This window comes from Streptomyces sp. NPDC059477 (assembly GCF_042749375.1).
Taxonomy (GTDB): domain Bacteria; phylum Actinomycetota; class Actinomycetes; order Streptomycetales; family Streptomycetaceae; genus Streptomyces.
On the sequence record NZ_JBHYUG010000076.1, the window covers coordinates 22959 to 38823 of the forward strand.

The window sequence follows — 15865 nt, forward strand, 5'->3', positions numbered from 1 at the left end:
CTCACGCCTCCTTCGGGTCGACGGGGGCGACGGGACGGCGGCTGCGGCGCAGCGGGGGTTGGGCACCCAGACGCTTCGGGTCCAGGCCGGACCACTTGTGACCGTTCGCGAAGAACTTGCGGCGGGCCAGCAGGGTCAGCAGGGGCTTGGTGAAGAAGAACACCACGACGACGTCGAGCACGGTGGTCAGGCCGAGCGTGAACGCGAAGCCCTGGACCTTGCCGACGGTGACGGCGAAGAGCACCGCGGCGGCCAGGAACGACACGAAGTCGGAGACCAGGATGGTGCGCCGGGCGCGCGGCCAGCCCCGCTCGACCGCGGGACGCAGGGAGCGGCCCTCTCTGATCTCGTCCCTGACCCGTTCGAAGTACACGATGAACGAGTCCGCCGTGATACCGATGGCGACGATGGCGCCGCAGACGGCGGGCAGGTTCAGCGCGAAGCCGATGGCCGGACCGAGCAGCGACATGATCACGTAGGTCAGGGCCGCGGAGATCAGCAGCGAGGCGAGCGCGATCAGGGAGAGGCCGCGGTAGTAGGCGACCAGGTAGAGCACGACCAGGCCGAGGCCGATGGCGCCCGCGATCAGACCGGCGTGCAGCTGCTCGCTGCCGAGCGCGGCGGTCACGGTGGTGACGCTGGACTCCTTGAAGGTGAGCGGGAGCGCACCGTAGGAGAGCATGTTGGACAGGCTCTCGGCCTGTTCCTGGGTGAAGTTTCCGGAGATCTCGGCGTTGCCGCCGGTGATCGTGGTGCTCACGTACGGGTGGGAGACGACCTCGTCGTCCAGGACGATCGCGAACTCGTTCATCGGCGACGTCTGGGTGGCGAGCTGGCCGGTGATGTCGGCGAACTTCGTGGCTCCGTCGGAGTTGAAGTCCATCGTCACTTTCCAGCCGGCCGCGCTCTGCGTGTCGAAGAGCGCCTCGGCGTTGTCGATGTCCGTGCCGTCGACGGCGACCGGGCCGAGCAGAAACTTGCTCCACACGCCGTCGTCCTGGCCGCAGGTGACGGTGGAGTCGCCGGGCTTGGCGCCCTTGCCCGCCTCGGCGCGCTGGTCGGCGTCGGCGCAGTTCAGCGCGGCGTACTGGGCCTGGAGGGCGGCGTCATCGGCGGCAGCGGCGTCGTCGCTCGCCGAGGGGGAGGGGCTGGCGGAGTCGCTCGCCGACGCCGACGAGGAGGCGCTGGCGGACGGTGTCTCGTCGGCCTTGAGGGCGTCGGTGACCGGGCGGCCCTGCGAGGTGGCCGAGGACGAGGGAGTGGCCGAGGGGCTGTCCGAGGGGCTGGCCGACTCGTCGCCCCCGGAGGCGGAGGTGCTCGGCGAGGGCGAGGCACTGCTGCCGTCGCTCGCGCTCGGGCTGGGGGTGGCCGCCGGGTCGATGGCCGCCTCGCGCTGGAGGACCGGGCGGAAGTACAGCTTGGCCGTGGTGCCGACCTGTTCCCGGGCCTGCTCGGAGTCGGTGCCCTTGGGAATGTTGACGATGATGTTGTCGGCGCCCTGGGTCTGGACCTCGGCCTCGGAGACACCGAGACCGTTGACCCGGTTCTCCATGATGCCGACCGCGGTGTCCATGTTCGTCTTGTTGATCGCGTTGGGCTGGCCGGGTTCGTTGACCGCCGTGAGCGTGATGCTGGTGCCGCCGGCGAGGTCGATACCGAGACGCGGAGTGGTGTGTCCGGAGGCGAACATGCCTCCTGTGAGCGCCACGATGGCGATCAGGATCAGGACCAGCGAGCGCCCCGGCTTGCTCTGGGCGCTCGCGCTCCGGCCCTTCTTAGGTGCTGCCACCTTCTCGTACTCCCTCTCGGGCCGCCGCGCTCCGGGTCGGCGGGCGGACGGCCATGACATGGTGTCGGGATCCCCTGCGAGCTGGGCGCACTCCGGGGCGTGAGGGCCGGGCCCACACGCCCCGGGGCACGACTACTTCGCGTCGGAGTCGCCGTCGGTCTTCTTCGGCTCTTCGTCCGGCTTCGCCCCGGCGGGGGCGTCGTCGGAGGGCTCTTCGGAGTCCTTCTTGCCGAGGTCGACCGGCTTGTCGTCGGAGGAGGCGGCGTCGGAGGGGCTTTCGTCGGTCTTGCCGGTCTTGTCGGTTTCGTCCGGCTCATCCGTCTCGTCCGTCTTGGTGAGCGCCGAGGCGTCGTCCGGGACGAGGTCGGACTTCAGGTCGTGCTCGATGCCGTGGACGATGCGGTTGTACTCGTCGTCGGACAGGACGGCACCGATCGAGTTCTTGGCGAAGAGCAGGTCGACGCCCGGGCCGGCGTCGAGGAGGACCGTGTCCTCGCTGACTTCCTTGACCGTCGCGTACATGCCCCCGATGGTGCGGACGCCGGAACCGGGCTGCATCTGGTTCCGCATGTCGGCCGCCTGCTGCTGCTTCTTCTTGGCCGACCGGGTCATCAGGAACATGGCCCCGATGAGCACGATGAACGGGAGGAGGGTCACGAGACTCACGGGTCGGAACTTCCTTCGCACGACCGCGGTGGGGAGCGGCCTGATCGTTGGGGGATTGTCAGCCGTCGACAAGGGCGGCATCGGCGGAGTCTAAGCGAGTCCGCGCGCAGGGAACAACGCTCAGCATGGCACCGGGGTTCCTGTACGGGCCAGTGCGCTCGCCGTCACGTCCCGAACAGGTCCTGTTGTCCGTTTCCCGCAGGCCCGGTGCCGGGCGGGGTGAGGCCGAGATGCGCCCACGCCGCCGGGGTGGCGACCCGGCCGCGGGGCGTACGGGCCAGCAGACCCTCGCGCACCAGGAACGGCTCGGCGACCTCCTCGACGGTCTCGCGCTCCTCCCCCACGGCGACGGCGAGCGTCGAGAGCCCGACCGGACCGCCCGCGAACAGCTTGAGCAGGGCCTCCAGCACCCCCCGGTCCAGCCGGTCCAGACCGCGCCCATCCACCTCGTACACCTTGAGGGCGGCTCCGGCGATCTCTCTGGTGATGAATCCGTCGGCCTTGACCTGCGCGTAGTCGCGGACGCGGCGCAGCAGGCGGTTGGCGATACGGGGGGTGCCTCGGGAGCGTCCGGCGATCTCGGCGGCGCCCTCGGGCTCGATGCCGACGTCCAGGAGGTGGGCCGAGCGGTGGATGACCCGCTCCAGCTCGACGGGCTCGTAGAACTCCATGTGCGCGGTGAAGCCGAAGCGGTCGCGCAGCGGGGGCGGCAGCAGTCCGGCCCGGGTGGTGGCGCCGACCAGGGTGAACGGGGGCAGCTCCAGCGGGATGGCGGTGGCGCCGGGGCCTTTGCCGACGATCACGTCGACGCGGAAGTCCTCCATCGCCATGTAGAGCATCTCCTCGGCGGGCCGGGACATGCGGTGGATCTCGTCGAGGAAGAGGACCTCGCCCTCCTGGAGGGAGGACAGGATCGCGGCCAGGTCGCCCGCGTGCTGGATGGCGGGGCCGGAGGTGATGCGGATGGGGGCGCCCATCTCGGCCGCGATGATCATCGAGAGGGTGGTCTTGCCGAGGCCCGGCGCGCCGGAGAGCAGGACGTGATCGGCGGTGGCGCCCCGCGCGCGTGCGGCCCGCAGCACCAGGTCGAGCTGCTCACGGACCTTCTCCTGGCCGATGAACTCGTCCAGGTCCTTGGGGCGCAGCGCGGCCTCGACGGCCTGGTCCTCACGGTCGGCGACCGAGCCCACGAGCCGCTCCGCGGCGGCACCGGCGGGGGGCTCGGCGGCGGGGCTGTCGGTCGGGTCGTCGTCCCAGTTCACTGAAGATCTCCTAGCGGTGGCGTGCGGGGCGCGTCTGGGGGGCGGTCGGGGTCGGGCGCCGGGGCCTTCGGCGGTGGGGCGGACGTCACTCTCGGGGGAAGGTGGCGTCCGCGTGAGGGGGGAGCGGGTGGTGCGGTGGTGCCTCCTCAGGTCCCCGGAGTGGCTCGCGGGCGGGTTCCTGGGGTGGGTCCGCGGTGGCTCATGCGGTGGGTCCTGGCCGGATGGGTGGGTCGTGGGGTGGGTTTTGGGTGGCTCATGGGGTGAGTCGTGGGGTGGGTTCTGGGTGGCTCATGGGGTGGGTTTTGGGTGGTTCGTGGGGTGACGCAGGGGATAGCTCATGGGTGGGGAGGCGGAGATTCGGCGGCTCCTCCGTCCGGACGGGTGCCGACGGGGCGGCGGCTTCCGCAGGCGGGTCGGTGGGAAGCCCCCCCCCCGGGGATCCGGGGAATCCGGGCATCCGCCCGGAGACCGGCCCGAGACTCCGCCCGGGATTCGTCCGGCGACCGGCCCGAGAATCCGCCCGGGATTCGTCCGGCAACCGGCCCGAGAATCCGCCCGGAGGATCATCGCGCTCTGTTCAGGGTCTGGAGGGCCGCCTTGAGGAGATGTCCGACCTGGGGTGTCCCCCCTGCGGCCTCGGCCTGCGGGGTCACGGCGGCCACCGCCTCGTCGGCCTCGCGGGTGGCATAGCCGAGGCCGATCAGGGCGGCGTGCAGCTGGTCGCGCCAGCCGGTGGTGACCGGGGCGCCGACCACGGGGGCGCCGAGGGGCTCGCCCAGCCGGTCCTTCAGCTCCAGAAGCAACTTCTGCGCCCCCTTCTTACCGATGCCGGGGACGGCGGTCAGCGCCTTCTCGTCGGCGGTGGTCACGGCCCGGCGCAGCGCGTCGGGACTGTGCACGGCGAGCATCGCCTGGGCGAGCCGGGGGCCGACCCCGCTGGCCGTCTGGAGCAGGGCGAAGACCTGCCGCTCGTCGTCGTCCACGAAGCCGTACAGGGTCAGCGAGTCCTCCCGCACCACGAGGGACGTGTGCAGCTTGGCGGCGCGGCCGACACGGAGCGTGGACAGCGTGTTCGGCGTGCACTGCACCATCATGCCGACCCCGCCGACCTCCACCACGGCGGCATCAGGAGCGAGCGCGGCGACGGTGCCACTGACGAAGGCGATCATGCCGTTCGGCCTTTCGGTACGGGGGGTTCGGCGGGGGGCACGGGGAGTCCGGCGGGGGTGGGGGTGCGCGTCGTGGAGGGGGCGGGAGTCTGTGCGGGGGTCACGGGGGTGGGGGCAAGGGTGGGGGCGAGGAGGGGATGGTCGGCGGAAGGGGCGTGGGTGTGGTGCCTGGGGCGTCGGCGGGCGCGGGCGGCGCCCCCGTCTCCGGCGAGCGCTCCGCCCGCCCCACCTCCGACGAACGCCCGGCCTGACCTCCACGCACTGCCGACCCCGCGCGTACGCCCGACCCCGCCGCCGACGAACGCCCGGCCCGCCCCGCAGGCACCGCGACCCCGGCCGCCCCTGTCGGGCGTCCCGCGTGCCGGGCCACCGCCTCCTGGAGGCGGTTGTGGGCCGGGGCCCGCCAGATGTGGCAGATGGCCAGCGCCAGCGCGTCCGCCGCGTCGGCCGGTTTGGGTGGGGCGGCGAGGCGCAGGAGACGGGTGACCATCGCGCCGACCTGGGCCTTGTCGGCGCGGCCCGAGCCGGTGACGGCGGCCTTGACCTCGCTGGGGGTGTGCAGCGCGACGGGGATGCCCCGGCGGGCGGCGCAGAGCATGGCGACGGCACTGGCCTGGGCGGTGCCCATCACCGTACGGACGTTGTGCTGGCTGAAGACGCGCTCCACCGCCATGTACTCGGGGCGGTGGCGATCCAGCCATTCTTCGATGCCCTGTTCGATGGCGACCAGCCGGTGGCCGAGGTCTGCGTCCGCCGGCGTGCGGACCACGCCGACGCCGACCATGGTCAGCGGCCGGCCCGCGACGCCCTCCACGACACCGACCCCGCAGCGCGTCAGTCCGGGGTCCACCCCGAGTACCCGCACCGGCCCCCCTCTCCCTCGCCGTCTCGCTCACCTGTTTGCGCAGGCTATCCGCTGCCACTGACAACGCCCGCGCGCGACGCCCGGCAAAGCGACGGGCCGACGGGGGTGCCCCGTCGGCCCGTTGAGCCTCGCGCCGGTCCCGGCCCGCCGGCTAAGCGCGTGTCATGCGTCGACCTTCTCCATGACCTCGTCGCTCACGTCGAAGTTGGCGAAGACGTTCTGCACGTCGTCGCTGTCCTCCAGCGCGTCGATCAGCTTGAAGATCTTCTTGGCGCCGTCCTCGTCCAGCTCGACCTGCATGGTCGGGACGAAGTTGGCCTCGGCCGAGTCGTAGTCGATGCCGGCTTCCTGGAGCGCGGTGCGGGCCGCGACCAGGTCGGTGGCCTCGCTGATGACCTCGAACGACTCGCCGAGGTCATTGACTTCCTCAGCACCCGCGTCCAGGACTGCGGTGAGGACGTCGTCCTCGGACAGCTCGCCCTTGGGGACGAGGATCACGCCCTTGCGGTGGAACAGGTACGACACCGAACCCGGGTCGGCCATGGAGCCGCCGTTGCGGGTCATGGCGACGCGCACCTCGGAGGCGGCGCGGTTGCGGTTGTCGGTGAGGCACTCGATGAGCACCGCGACGCCGTTGGGGCCGTAACCCTCGTACATGATCGTCTCGTACTCGGCGCCACCGGCTTCGAGTCCGCCACCGCGCTTGATCGCGGAGTCGATGTTCTTGTTCGGGACGGACTGCTTCTTGGCCTTCTGGACGGCGTCGTAGAGCGTCGGATTGCCTTCGAGGTCGACGCCGCCCATCCGCGCCGCGACCTCGATGTTCTTGATCAGCTTCGCGAAGAGCTTGCCGCGCTTGGCATCGATCACGGCCTTCTTGTGCTTCGTCGTGGCCCATTTAGAGTGGCCGGACATCTGCCTGTCTCCTTCGCGTAACCAATCTCTGTAGGACGCCTGAGATCCTACAAGGACTCCGCGGCCCGCTTTTCGCGCACCATGTCGACAAAGAGCGCATGCATACGGTGGTCGCCGGTCAGTTCCGGATGGAAGGACGTGGCGAGTGCGCCGCCCTGCCGGACGGCCACGATGTGACCGCCGTGCTCGGCGAGCACCTCGACCGCCGCGCCGACGGACTCCACCCAAGGGGCGCGGATGAAGACGCCCTCCACGGCGCCGCCCGCGACGCCGTCGACCTCGACCGCGGCCTCGAAGGACTCGTTCTGGCGGCCGAAGGCGTTGCGCCGCACGATCATGTCGATGCCGCCGATGGTCTCCTGGCCCGAGCGCGGGTCGAGGATCTTGTCGGCGAGCATGATCAGGCCCGCGCAGGTGCCGTAGACCGGCATACCGTCCCGCACGCGCGCGCGCAGCGGCTCCATGAGGCCGAACAGCACGGCCAGCTTGGAGATGGTGGTGGACTCGCCGCCGGGCACGATCAGGCCGTCGACCTCGGCGAGTTCCCCGGGCCGCCGCACCGCCCTGGCCACGGCGCCGGCCGCGGCCAGGGCGCTCAGATGCTCCCGCACATCGCCCTGGAGCGCCAGGACGCCTATGACAGGACCGGCGGCATCAACGGGATTGACGGGATCGACCGGACTGCTCATCGCTGATTACCAGCCGCGGTTGGCGTAGCGCTCGGTCTCGGGGAGGGTGTCGCAGTTGATGCCGACCATGGCCTCGCCGAGGTTGCGGGACGCGTCCGCGATGATCTTCGGGTCGTCGTAGAAGGTGGTCGCCTTCACGATGGCGGCGGCGCGCTTGGCGGGGTCGCCGGACTTGAAGATGCCGGAGCCGACGAAGACGCCCTCGGCGCCGAGCTGGCGCATCAGCGCGGCGTCGGCGGGCGTGGCCACACCACCGGCGGAGAACAGCACCACGGGCAGCTTGCCCAGCTCGGCGACCTCCCTGACCAGCTCGTAGGGGGCGCGCAGCTCCTTGGCGGCGGCGTACAGCTCGTTGTTGTCGTAGCCGCGCAGGCGGGCGATCTCGTTCTTGATCTGACGCAGGTGGCGCACGGCCTCCACGACGTTGCCGGTGCCGGCCTCGCCCTTGGAGCGGATCATGGCCGCGCCCTCGGCGATCCGGCGCAGGGCCTCGCCGAGGTTGGTGGCGCCGCAGACGAAGGGGGTGGTGAACGCGAACTTGTCGGAGTGGTTGACCTCGTCGGCCGGGGTGAGGACCTCGGACTCGTCGATGTAGTCGACGCCGAGCGCCTGAAGGACCTGGGCCTCCACGAAGTGGCCGATCCTGGACTTCGCCATGACCGGGATCGACACGGCACCGATGATGCCCTCGATCATGTCCGGGTCGGACATACGGGCCACGCCGCCGTCCTTGCGGATGTCGGCCGGGACGCGCTCAAGGGCCATGACGGCGACGGCGCCCGCGTCCTCGGCGATCTTCGCCTGCTCCGGCGTGACGACGTCCATGATCACGCCGCCCTTGAGCTGCTCGGCCATACCGCGCTTCACGCGCGCGGTGCCGGTCTCGGGTGTCTGGGCGGAGTCGGGAAGCGTGGTGGACACGGGTGACCTCACTGGGTGAAGGGGGGTTGGTGCAGCACTGAGGAAACGCGAGCCGACCAGGCCACTGCAAGGGCCAATGAGGAGGGGGTGGATCGTTTTTGCAGGGGGCGCGGCAGGCGCCGTCGCTCAGGCGGCCCGGTCCACCAGGGCCGCCGGTGGCTCGTCGTCCATCTCGAAGGCCATCGGGAAGGGCGCGTGGCCCGCGAGACGGAACCAGCGGACCTTACGGTGCTCGCGCAGCCGGCGGGCCGCGCCGACCGCGTCGTTGTGGAAGCGCCGGGCCATGGGGACCCGCCGTACCGCCTCCGTCAGCTCGTGCGCCGTCGCCTCCCCGCCGGGTGCCTGGCGGACGCCCTCGACCTGGTGGGGGTCCGCGAAGACGGCCCGCAGCGCCTGGGACAGCTCGCTCTCGGCGACCTCCCGCTGCTCCTCCTCGGCCTGCCGGGCCGCGTGCGCGGCCTCGTAGAGGACGATCGACGCCGCCGGGTCCATGACGCCGGACGTGGCCAGTTCCTGGGCCACCGAGGCGCGGCGCAGCAGTTGGGCGTCCAGCGCGGCCCGGGTCGCGTCGATCCGCGCGTGCAGGCGGTCCAGGCGGCCGGCGGTCCAGCTCAGATAGAGGCCGATCGCCACGAGGACGGCGAGGATCCAGATCAGGGTTGCGGTCACGGGCGGTCAGCCTAGGCGCTCCGCGGGGAGGCGTTGTCCGGTTCGGCCGCGTCGATGGGTGGGCCGGGGTGGCGTTGCCGTCGGTCTGGGGGCTGCCGCCCCCAGGCCCCCGCCTCGGCCCTTGAGGAGCCTCGTCCTCAAACTCCCCCAGAGGGGGCACCCCCAGACGGGCTGAATGTCCCCGGGCTGCGTCAAACACCCCGCCCACCCAGACCTCACGCACCGGACCCGCTGAGGATCCCCACCCGCGTCAAACACTCCACCCCCAAACACCGGACCGGCCGAAAACACCCGCCCCGCGCCCCCCAGCTCTCCCGCCCCTCAGTCCCGCGCCAACCCCAACCGCGCCCGCAGCCCTCCACCATCCCCACTGTCCCCGCCGTGCGCCCGCTCGTCCGCCGCCACTGCTGCCGCGCCCGCTGTCACCGTCTCGTACACCGACAGGATGTCCGCGCCGACCGTCGACCAGTCGAAACGACGGACGTGGGCGCTGCCCCGCGCGCGGAGTTCCGCCCGGCGCTGTGGGTCCGCCAGCAGGCGTACCGCCGTCTTGGCGAGCGCGTCCGCGTCCTCGTTGGCGAAGAGTTCGCCGGCTTCGCCCCGGTCCAGGACCTGGGCGAAGGCGTCGAGGTCGGCGGCGAGGACGGGGGCGCCCGCGGACATCGCCTCGACGAGGATGATGCCGAAGCTCTCGCCGCCGGTGTTGGGTGCCACGTACAGGTCGACGCTGCGCAGGAGGCGGGCCTTGTCCGCGTCGCTGATCATGCCGAGGAACTCGATCCGCGCGCGCAGTTCCTCGGGGAGTTCCGCGACCGCGTTCTCCTCGTCACCGCGCCCGGCCACCAGCAGCCGGGTCTGCGGACGCTCGGCGAGGATGCGGGGCATGGCCCGCATCAGCACCGGCAGGCCCTTGCGGGGTTCGTCGATGCGGCCGATGAAGCCGATCGTGTCGCCCTGCCACTTCGGCTCGGGCTCCGCGCGGGCGAAGAAGTCGACATCGACGCCGTTGGGGATGACCACCGCGTCGCCGCCCAGGTGTTCCACCAGCGTGCGCCGGGCGTACTCGCTGACCGCGATCCGCGCGCTGATCTTCTCCAGGGCCGCCTGGAGGATGGCGTACGCGGCGATCATCGCGCGCGAGCGCGGGTTGGACGTGTGGAAGGTCGCCACGATGGGGCCCTGCGCCGCCCAGCAGGTGAGCAGGCCCAGGGAGGGCGCCGTCGGCTCATGGATGTGGACGACGTCGAAGGCCCCGTCGTGCAGCCAGCGCCGCACCCGCGCGGCGGACAGGAAGCCGAAGTTCAGCCGGGCCACCGAGCCGTTGTAGGGCACCGGCACCGCGCGGCCCGCGGAGACGACATAGGGCGGCAGCGGCGTGTCGTCGTCGGCCGGTGCCAGGACGGACACGTCGTGGCCCTCGCGGATGAAGTACTCGGCCAGGTCGCGGATGTGGAACTGGACGCCGCCGGGCACGTCCCACGAGTAAGGGCAGACGATGCCGATCCTCACGTGGGCTCCCCGTCGGGCGCCCGGGGTTCGAGATCCTCGACCCACAACCTCTGAAGCATGTGCCAGTCCTCCGGATGGTCGGCGATCCCCGCGGCGAAGGCATCCGCCAGCGCCTGTGTCATGACAGACGTCCTCCGGGTGCGGTCACCTGACTCGGGTACCTCGACCGGGGGATGCACCCGGCCCTTCATGACCGGCGTGTCGTCGTACCACAGGGTCACCGGCAGCAGCAGGCATCCCGTCTGCTGGGCCAGCAGCGCGGGCCCCGCCGGCATCCGCGCGGTCTCGCCGAAGAAGGAGACCTCCACGCCGGACGCGGACAGGTCACGGTCGGCGACCAGACAGACCAGGCCGCCGTCGCGCAGCCTGCGGGCCAGCGTGCCGAAGGCGGTACCGCCGCTGTGCGGCAGGACCTCCATGCCCAGGCCCTCGCGGTAGGCGACGAAGCGGTCGTACAACGTCTCCGGTTTGAGCCGTTCGGCCACGGTGGTGAAGGGGATCTTCAGCTCGGTGGTGACCCAGGCGCCCGCCAGGTCCCAGTTCGCCAGGTGCGGCAGCGCCAGGACGACGCCCTTGCCGGTCGCGAGGCCGTCGGTGACGTGGTGGATGTCCTTGACCTCGAAACCGGTGCTGACGCGTTCGGCGCTCCACGCGGGCAGCCGGAAGGACTCCATCCAGTAGCGCAGGTACGAGCGCATGCCCGCGCGGGACAGCTCCCTGAGCCGCGCGGGGCTCGCGTCGGGCACCACGCGCGCGTAGTTGCTCTCCAGCCGCAGCACGCCCTTGCCGCGCCGCTTCCACGCCAGGTCGGCGACCGAGGTGCCCAGGCGCACGGCGAGGGGCTCGGGCAGCTTCTTCACGGTGGCCCAGCCGGCGCCGTACAGGGCGTCGGTCAACCGCTCCCGTGCGCTCATTTCGCCGCCTCGTTCCCGTGGGACGCGTTCGCCGGGGCGCCACCGTCCCCTCCTCCAGTGCCCCTCTTGCCCCCATTACGCCCACTGCCGCCATTACCCCCATTGTCCTGCGCGCCCGCCGCCTCCGCCTCGGCCGATTCACGCCGGACCGTGACGACCCGCTGGATCAGCGTGACGACGCTGCCCACGGCGACCAGCCACAGCGCGATCGGCAGCAGGACGTGGATACCGGGGACGCCGAACGTGTCGAAGCCCGCGAGCCCGGCCGCGACCAGGGAGATCACCAGCCGCTCGGCCCGCTCCACGAGCCCGTTGACGGCGACCGGCAGCCCGATCGACTCCCCGCGCGCCTTGGTGTACGACACCACCTGCCCGCTGGCCAGGCAGAAGATGGACACCGCGCACAGCACATCGTTGTCACCCTGACCGGCGTACCAGAGGGCGAAGCCGCCGAAGATGGCGCTGTCGGCCACCCGGTCCAGGGTCGAGTCCAGGAACGCGCCCCAGCGGCTGGTGCGGCCGAGCTGGCGGGCCATGTTGCCGTCGACCAGGTCGGAGAACACGAACAGCGTGATCACGACCGTGCCCCAGAAGAACTCGCCCCGGGGGTAGAAGACCAGCGCGCCCGCGACCACTCCGGCGGTGCCGATCAGCGTCACCGTGTCCGGGCTCACGCCCCGCCGGATCAAGAACGCGGCGAACGGAGTGAGGACACGCGTGAAGAATGCACGCGCGTACTTGTTCAGCATGGCCTTCCCGAGGGTTGCTGTCGCCGCGCGGCCCCTGCTGGCCACCGGCTGGCCCATCGTAGCCACGCGGGCGCTTGTACGACTGCCGGGCACCGTCGAGGGGTCGCGGCGGCCCGCTCCCCGCACGCGACCCCCATCTGAAGGTGGGTTCGTGTCGCCTGTATGGACGCACCGTGACGGGAGTGGAAAGCTCGAAGGACCGCGGGCGTCACCGGAGCCGCCACCGCACGCGGCCCGCTGCGCCCGCGCCCCAGATGACCTCACCGTGCACGGGAGGCAAGGACATGGGCGACAAGGCGAACGCACACCCCGGGGCCGCCGGCAGGGCTATGGCGGCCGACCACCCCGCATCCGTACGGAATGTGGTGCTGGTCGGCCCCTCAGGATCGGGCAAGACGACTCTGGTGGAGGCTCTCGCGCTGACGGCGGGAGCGGTGAACCGGGCGGGCCGCGTGGAGGACGGCGGCACCGTCTCGGACTACGACGAGATCGAGCACCGCCAGCAGCGCTCGGTACAGCTCTCCCTGGTACCGCTGGAATGGAACGGCATCAAGGTCAATGTGCTGGACACCCCCGGATACGCCGACTTCGTCGGGGAACTCAGGGCCGGTCTGCGCGCCGCGGACGCGGCCCTTTTCGTGGTCTCGGCGTCGGACGGCGTGGACGGCGCGACCCGCATGGTGTGGGAGGAGTGCGCGGCCGTCGGCATGCCACGCGCGATCGTGGTGACCCACCTGGAGGCGGCACGGGCCGGCTTCGAGGAGATGACCCGGATCTGCGCACAGGCGTTCGGCGGCGACGACCCGGACGCCGTACTGCCCCTGTACCTGCCCCTGCGCGGCCCGGCCGGTCCCGACGGACACGCGCCGGTCACCGGGCTGATCGGGCTGCTGTCACAGACGCTGTTCGACTACGCGTCCGGCACGCGCGCGGAGTCCCCGCCGGACGCCGACCGGCTGCCGCTGATCGAGGAGGCCAGGAACCGGCTGATCGAGGGCATCATCGCCGAGAGCGAGGACGAGTCCCTGATGGACCGGTACGTCGGCGGGGAGCCCCTCGACGTGAAGACACTGATCGACGACCTGGAGCGGGCCGTGGCGCGCGGGATCTTCTTCCCGGTGCTGGCCGCCGCCCCCGCCGCCCCGGGGGCCCGCCAGGGCCTGGGCACAGTAGAACTGCTGGAGCTGATCACCCGTGGGTTCCCGACGCCCCTGGAGCGCGAGGCGCCCCGGGTCACCACGGTGGGCGGCGAGCCGCGCGAGCTGAAGCGGTGCGACCCGGGCGGCCCGCTGGTCGCCGAGGTGGTCAAGACGTCCTCCGACCCGTACGTCGGCCGGGTCTCCCTGGTACGGGTCTTCTCCGGCACCCTGCGCCCCGACGACACCGTGCATGTCTCCGGGCACGGCCTGGCCGACCGCGGCCATGAGGACCACGACGTGGACGAGCGGGTCGGCGCGCTGTCCGCGCCCTTCGGCAAACAGCAGCGGGTGCTGTCGCACTGCATCGCCGGCGACCTGGCGGCGGTCGCGAAACTCAGCCGCGCGGAGACCGGCGACACCCTCTCCGCCAAGGACGACCCGCTGCTGATGCGGCCCTGGGAGATGCCGGACCCGCTGCTGCCGATGGCGATCCGGGCGCACAGCAAGGCGGACGAGGACAAACTCTCCCAGGGGCTGTCCCGGCTGGTCGCCGAGGACCCGACCATGCGCCTGGAGCAGAACCAGAACACCCACCAGGTCGTCCTGTGGTGCCTGGGCGAGGCCCACGCCGACGTCGCCCTGGAGCGGCTGCGCACCCGCTACGGCGTCCAGGTCGACGTCGTCCCGCACAAGGTGTCGCTGCGCGAGACCTTCGCCGACCGGTCGGCCGGGCGCGGGCGGCACGTCAAGCAGTCCGGCGGGCACGGGCAGTACGCCATCTGCGAGATCGAGGTGGAGCCGCTGCCGAACGGCTCCGGCGTCGAGTTCGTCGACAAGGTGGTCGGCGGCGCGGTGCCCCGCCAGTTCATCCCGTCCGTCGAGAAGGGCGTCCGCGCCCAGGCCGCCAAGGGCGTCGCGGCCGGATATCCGCTGGTCGACGTGCGGGTGACGCTGCGGGACGGCAAGGCGCACTCGGTGGATTCCTCCGACGCCGCCTTCCAGACGGCCGGCGCGCTGGCCCTGCGCGAGGCCGCGGGCGACACCCGGATCCATCTGCTGGAGCCGGTGGCCGAGGTGACCGTGCTGGTCGGCGACGACTACGTGGGCGCCGTGATGAGCGACCTGTCCGGGCGACGCGGCCGGGTACTGGGCACCGAGCAGACCGCCGGCGCCCGCACCCTGGTACGGGCCGAGGTGCCCGAGATCGAGATCGGCCGGTACGCCGTCGATCTGCGCTCCCTGTCACACGGAACGGCACGTTTCCAGCGGGCGTACGCCCGGCACGAGCCGATGCCTCCTCAGGTCGCCGAAAAGATCCGGGAACAGGAGGGGGACGGCTAGGAGTTGTCTACTCGGCGGGCACAAATCCTGCGGGGCGAGACCTCGTCGGACGGGCGGCTTCGGCCGTCCGCCGACGGATGTCGGTGCCTGCGGTTACGCTGATCACGTGATCAGGCGGGAGGTCGTTCAGGACGTACGAGCGGCCAACAGGTGTGCGGGGCAGGGAAGTCGGGAAGTGCCGCAGGAGCGACACTGCGGCGATCGGGGGCGGGAATGACCGTTGACGGCGGCTACGCGGACATCTTCGGACCGCAGGTGCCCCGCACGGGCGACGGCGGACAGGCACCGACCTACGCCCTGGCCTCCATGGCGTACCGGGACAACGCGGTCGACGACATCAAGAAGGCGGACAACGACTGGCACCAGTCGACGGTCAAAGAGGGCCGCAAATGGGCCGCGATCTTCCGGCCCAACCTCGGCGAGGCGTTCTCCCGCGCCCTCGTCGACCGCATGCTGGGCCAGGGCCGCGGCGCGCTGATCCAGTCCTTCGGCACCGAACCCCAGGTGGTCGTGGAGCACTGTCTGGCCGCCAACCGCATCCGCCGCGACCGCGACAACAAGCTCACGGCGATCATGGTGGTCTGCGGGGTGCTGTTCCTGCCCGGACTGCTGCTGTGGCTGGGCGTGTTCCAGCTCCGCGCGATGATCGACAAGCGCGACGACAAACGCGCCTCCGCGCTCGCCACGGCCCTGCTGGTGGCCGTCGGCCTGGTCGCCCTGATCTTCCTGGTCCGCATGCCGCTGGCCGGCTTCTGGGCCTGGTACGCGCGCGCGGCGGTGATCCTGCCCGTCCTCGGCTGGTTCTGGGCCAAGCAGGTCTGCGAGAGCACCGCGAAGGACCTCCGCGAGCGCTGGGACGGCCTGCTGTCCGGCGGCAGCGTCGGCGCCAAGGTCCCCGAGGCGGTCCCCAGCAACCCCGGCGAGACCGCCGCCGAGCAGCTGCGCCAGTCCCTGGCCAGGCTCAGCGCCGAGCAACAGTCCAACTCCGTCTTCTACGCCGGGCCCAAGGGCATACTCGGCATGGGCACCCGCTGGGGCGCCTGGCAGCTCGCCGAAGAACTGACACCGGCCGACCCGGACCGCGAGATCCACCCCTTCCGCAGCTGGGACATCGTCCGGTCGATCCACGACCAGCTGCGCATGCTGGAGCGCGGCCCGCTGAACACCGGCGGCTTCACCAAACCCTCGATACGCCACTGGATCGTCAGCCCGATCGGCGAGAACGCCGGTTCGGTGTCCCGACCCGAAGGCACCGACATCGAGGCATT

The 15865-nt window shown here is 71.5% G+C and carries 12 protein-coding genes and 2 pseudogenes; 2 read left to right on the forward strand and 12 right to left on the reverse strand.

Features of this window, described 5'->3' with window-relative positions; translation table 11 throughout:
- Position 1: 1 nt before the first annotated feature.
- The 12 genes and pseudogenes from secD to pgsA form a co-directional block, all read right to left on the reverse strand.
- Positions 2–1789: a protein translocase subunit SecD gene (gene secD, locus ACFXAZ_RS29435; RefSeq protein WP_384597337.1), complete on the reverse strand. Its 1788-nt coding sequence runs from the start codon at positions 1787–1789 to the stop codon at positions 2–4.
- Positions 1790–1921: 132 nt separating this feature from the next.
- Positions 1922–2455 (reverse strand): preprotein translocase subunit YajC, encoded by a 534-nt coding sequence (yajC, locus tag ACFXAZ_RS29440; RefSeq protein WP_384597339.1) that lies wholly within the window; start codon positions 2453–2455, stop codon positions 1922–1924.
- A 164-nt stretch (positions 2456–2619) separates the two neighbouring features.
- Positions 2620–3717, reverse strand: coding sequence for a Holliday junction branch migration DNA helicase RuvB (gene ruvB / locus ACFXAZ_RS29445; RefSeq protein ID WP_384597341.1), 1098 nt, complete (start codon positions 3715–3717; stop codon positions 2620–2622).
- 563 nt (positions 3718–4280) lie between these two features.
- Positions 4281–4886, reverse strand: coding sequence for a Holliday junction branch migration protein RuvA (gene ruvA / locus ACFXAZ_RS29450; protein ID WP_384597343.1), 606 nt, complete (start codon positions 4884–4886; stop codon positions 4281–4283).
- 343 nt (positions 4887–5229) lie between these two features.
- A pseudogene (gene ruvC / locus ACFXAZ_RS29455) lies at positions 5230–5751 on the reverse strand (crossover junction endodeoxyribonuclease RuvC); the annotation flags it as partial.
- A 162-nt stretch (positions 5752–5913) separates the two neighbouring features.
- The gene (locus ACFXAZ_RS29460) at positions 5914–6666 is read right to left on the reverse strand and encodes a YebC/PmpR family DNA-binding transcriptional regulator (protein WP_382687612.1); all 753 of its coding nucleotides are present in this window, start codon (positions 6664–6666) and stop codon (positions 5914–5916) included.
- 47 nt (positions 6667–6713) lie between these two features.
- On the reverse strand, positions 6714–7355 hold the full coding sequence (pdxT, locus tag ACFXAZ_RS29465; protein ID WP_384597346.1) for a pyridoxal 5'-phosphate synthase glutaminase subunit PdxT: 642 nt from the start codon (positions 7353–7355) through the stop codon (positions 6714–6716).
- A 6-nt stretch (positions 7356–7361) separates the two neighbouring features.
- Complete coding sequence (gene pdxS / locus ACFXAZ_RS29470; RefSeq protein WP_384597348.1) at positions 7362–8276, reverse strand: pyridoxal 5'-phosphate synthase lyase subunit PdxS; 915 nt, start codon at positions 8274–8276, stop codon at positions 7362–7364.
- A 126-nt stretch (positions 8277–8402) separates the two neighbouring features.
- Entirely contained in the window at positions 8403–8945 is a 543-nt protein-coding gene (locus ACFXAZ_RS29475; RefSeq protein WP_384597350.1) for a hypothetical protein, read from the reverse strand.
- Positions 8946–9266: 321 nt separating this feature from the next.
- Positions 9267–10454 carry a glycosyltransferase family 4 protein gene (locus ACFXAZ_RS29480; protein WP_384597352.1) on the reverse strand — a complete coding sequence of 396 codons (1188 nt, stop codon included), beginning with the start codon at positions 10452–10454 and terminating at the stop codon, positions 9267–9269.
- Positions 10451–11368: a phosphatidylinositol mannoside acyltransferase gene (locus ACFXAZ_RS29485; protein WP_384597354.1), complete on the reverse strand. Its 918-nt coding sequence runs from the start codon at positions 11366–11368 to the stop codon at positions 10451–10453. Before ACFXAZ_RS29485 ends, ACFXAZ_RS29480 begins: the two co-directional genes overlap by 4 nt.
- Positions 11365–12174 carry a phosphatidylinositol phosphate synthase gene (pgsA, locus tag ACFXAZ_RS29490; protein WP_384597360.1) on the reverse strand — a complete coding sequence of 270 codons (810 nt, stop codon included), beginning with the start codon at positions 12172–12174 and terminating at the stop codon, positions 11365–11367. Before pgsA ends, ACFXAZ_RS29485 begins: the two co-directional genes overlap by 4 nt.
- 227 nt (positions 12175–12401) lie before the next feature.
- Here pgsA and ACFXAZ_RS29495 point away from each other — a divergent pair, with 227 nt between their 5' ends.
- Together ACFXAZ_RS29495 and ACFXAZ_RS29500 are read left to right on the forward strand one after the other, a co-directional pair.
- A complete protein-coding gene (locus ACFXAZ_RS29495) occupies positions 12402–14597 on the forward strand; it encodes an elongation factor G-like protein EF-G2 (protein WP_384597356.1) in 2196 nt (731 codons plus the stop codon).
- A 213-nt stretch (positions 14598–14810) separates the two neighbouring features.
- Positions 14811–15865: pseudogene (locus ACFXAZ_RS29500) on the forward strand (hypothetical protein); the annotation flags it as partial.

Excerpts from the sequence above, each read along its gene's own strand:
- ACFXAZ_RS29485 (WP_384597354.1), bottom strand. The coding sequence starts at position 11,368 with ATGAGCGCACGGGAGCGGTTGACCGACGCCCTGTACGGCGCCGGCTGG.
- ruvA (WP_384597343.1), bottom strand. The coding sequence starts at position 4,886 with ATGATCGCCTTCGTCAGTGGCACCGTCGCCGCGCTCGCTCCTGATGCC.
- pgsA (WP_384597360.1), bottom strand. The coding sequence starts at position 12,174 with ATGGGCCAGCCGGTGGCCAGCAGGGGCCGCGCGGCGACAGCAACCCTC.
- ACFXAZ_RS29495 (WP_384597356.1), top strand. The coding sequence starts at position 12,402 with ATGGGCGACAAGGCGAACGCACACCCCGGGGCCGCCGGCAGGGCTATG.
- pdxT (WP_384597346.1), bottom strand. The coding sequence starts at position 7,355 with ATGAGCAGTCCGGTCGATCCCGTCAATCCCGTTGATGCCGCCGGTCCT.
- ACFXAZ_RS29460 (WP_382687612.1), bottom strand. The coding sequence starts at position 6,666 with ATGTCCGGCCACTCTAAATGGGCCACGACGAAGCACAAGAAGGCCGTG.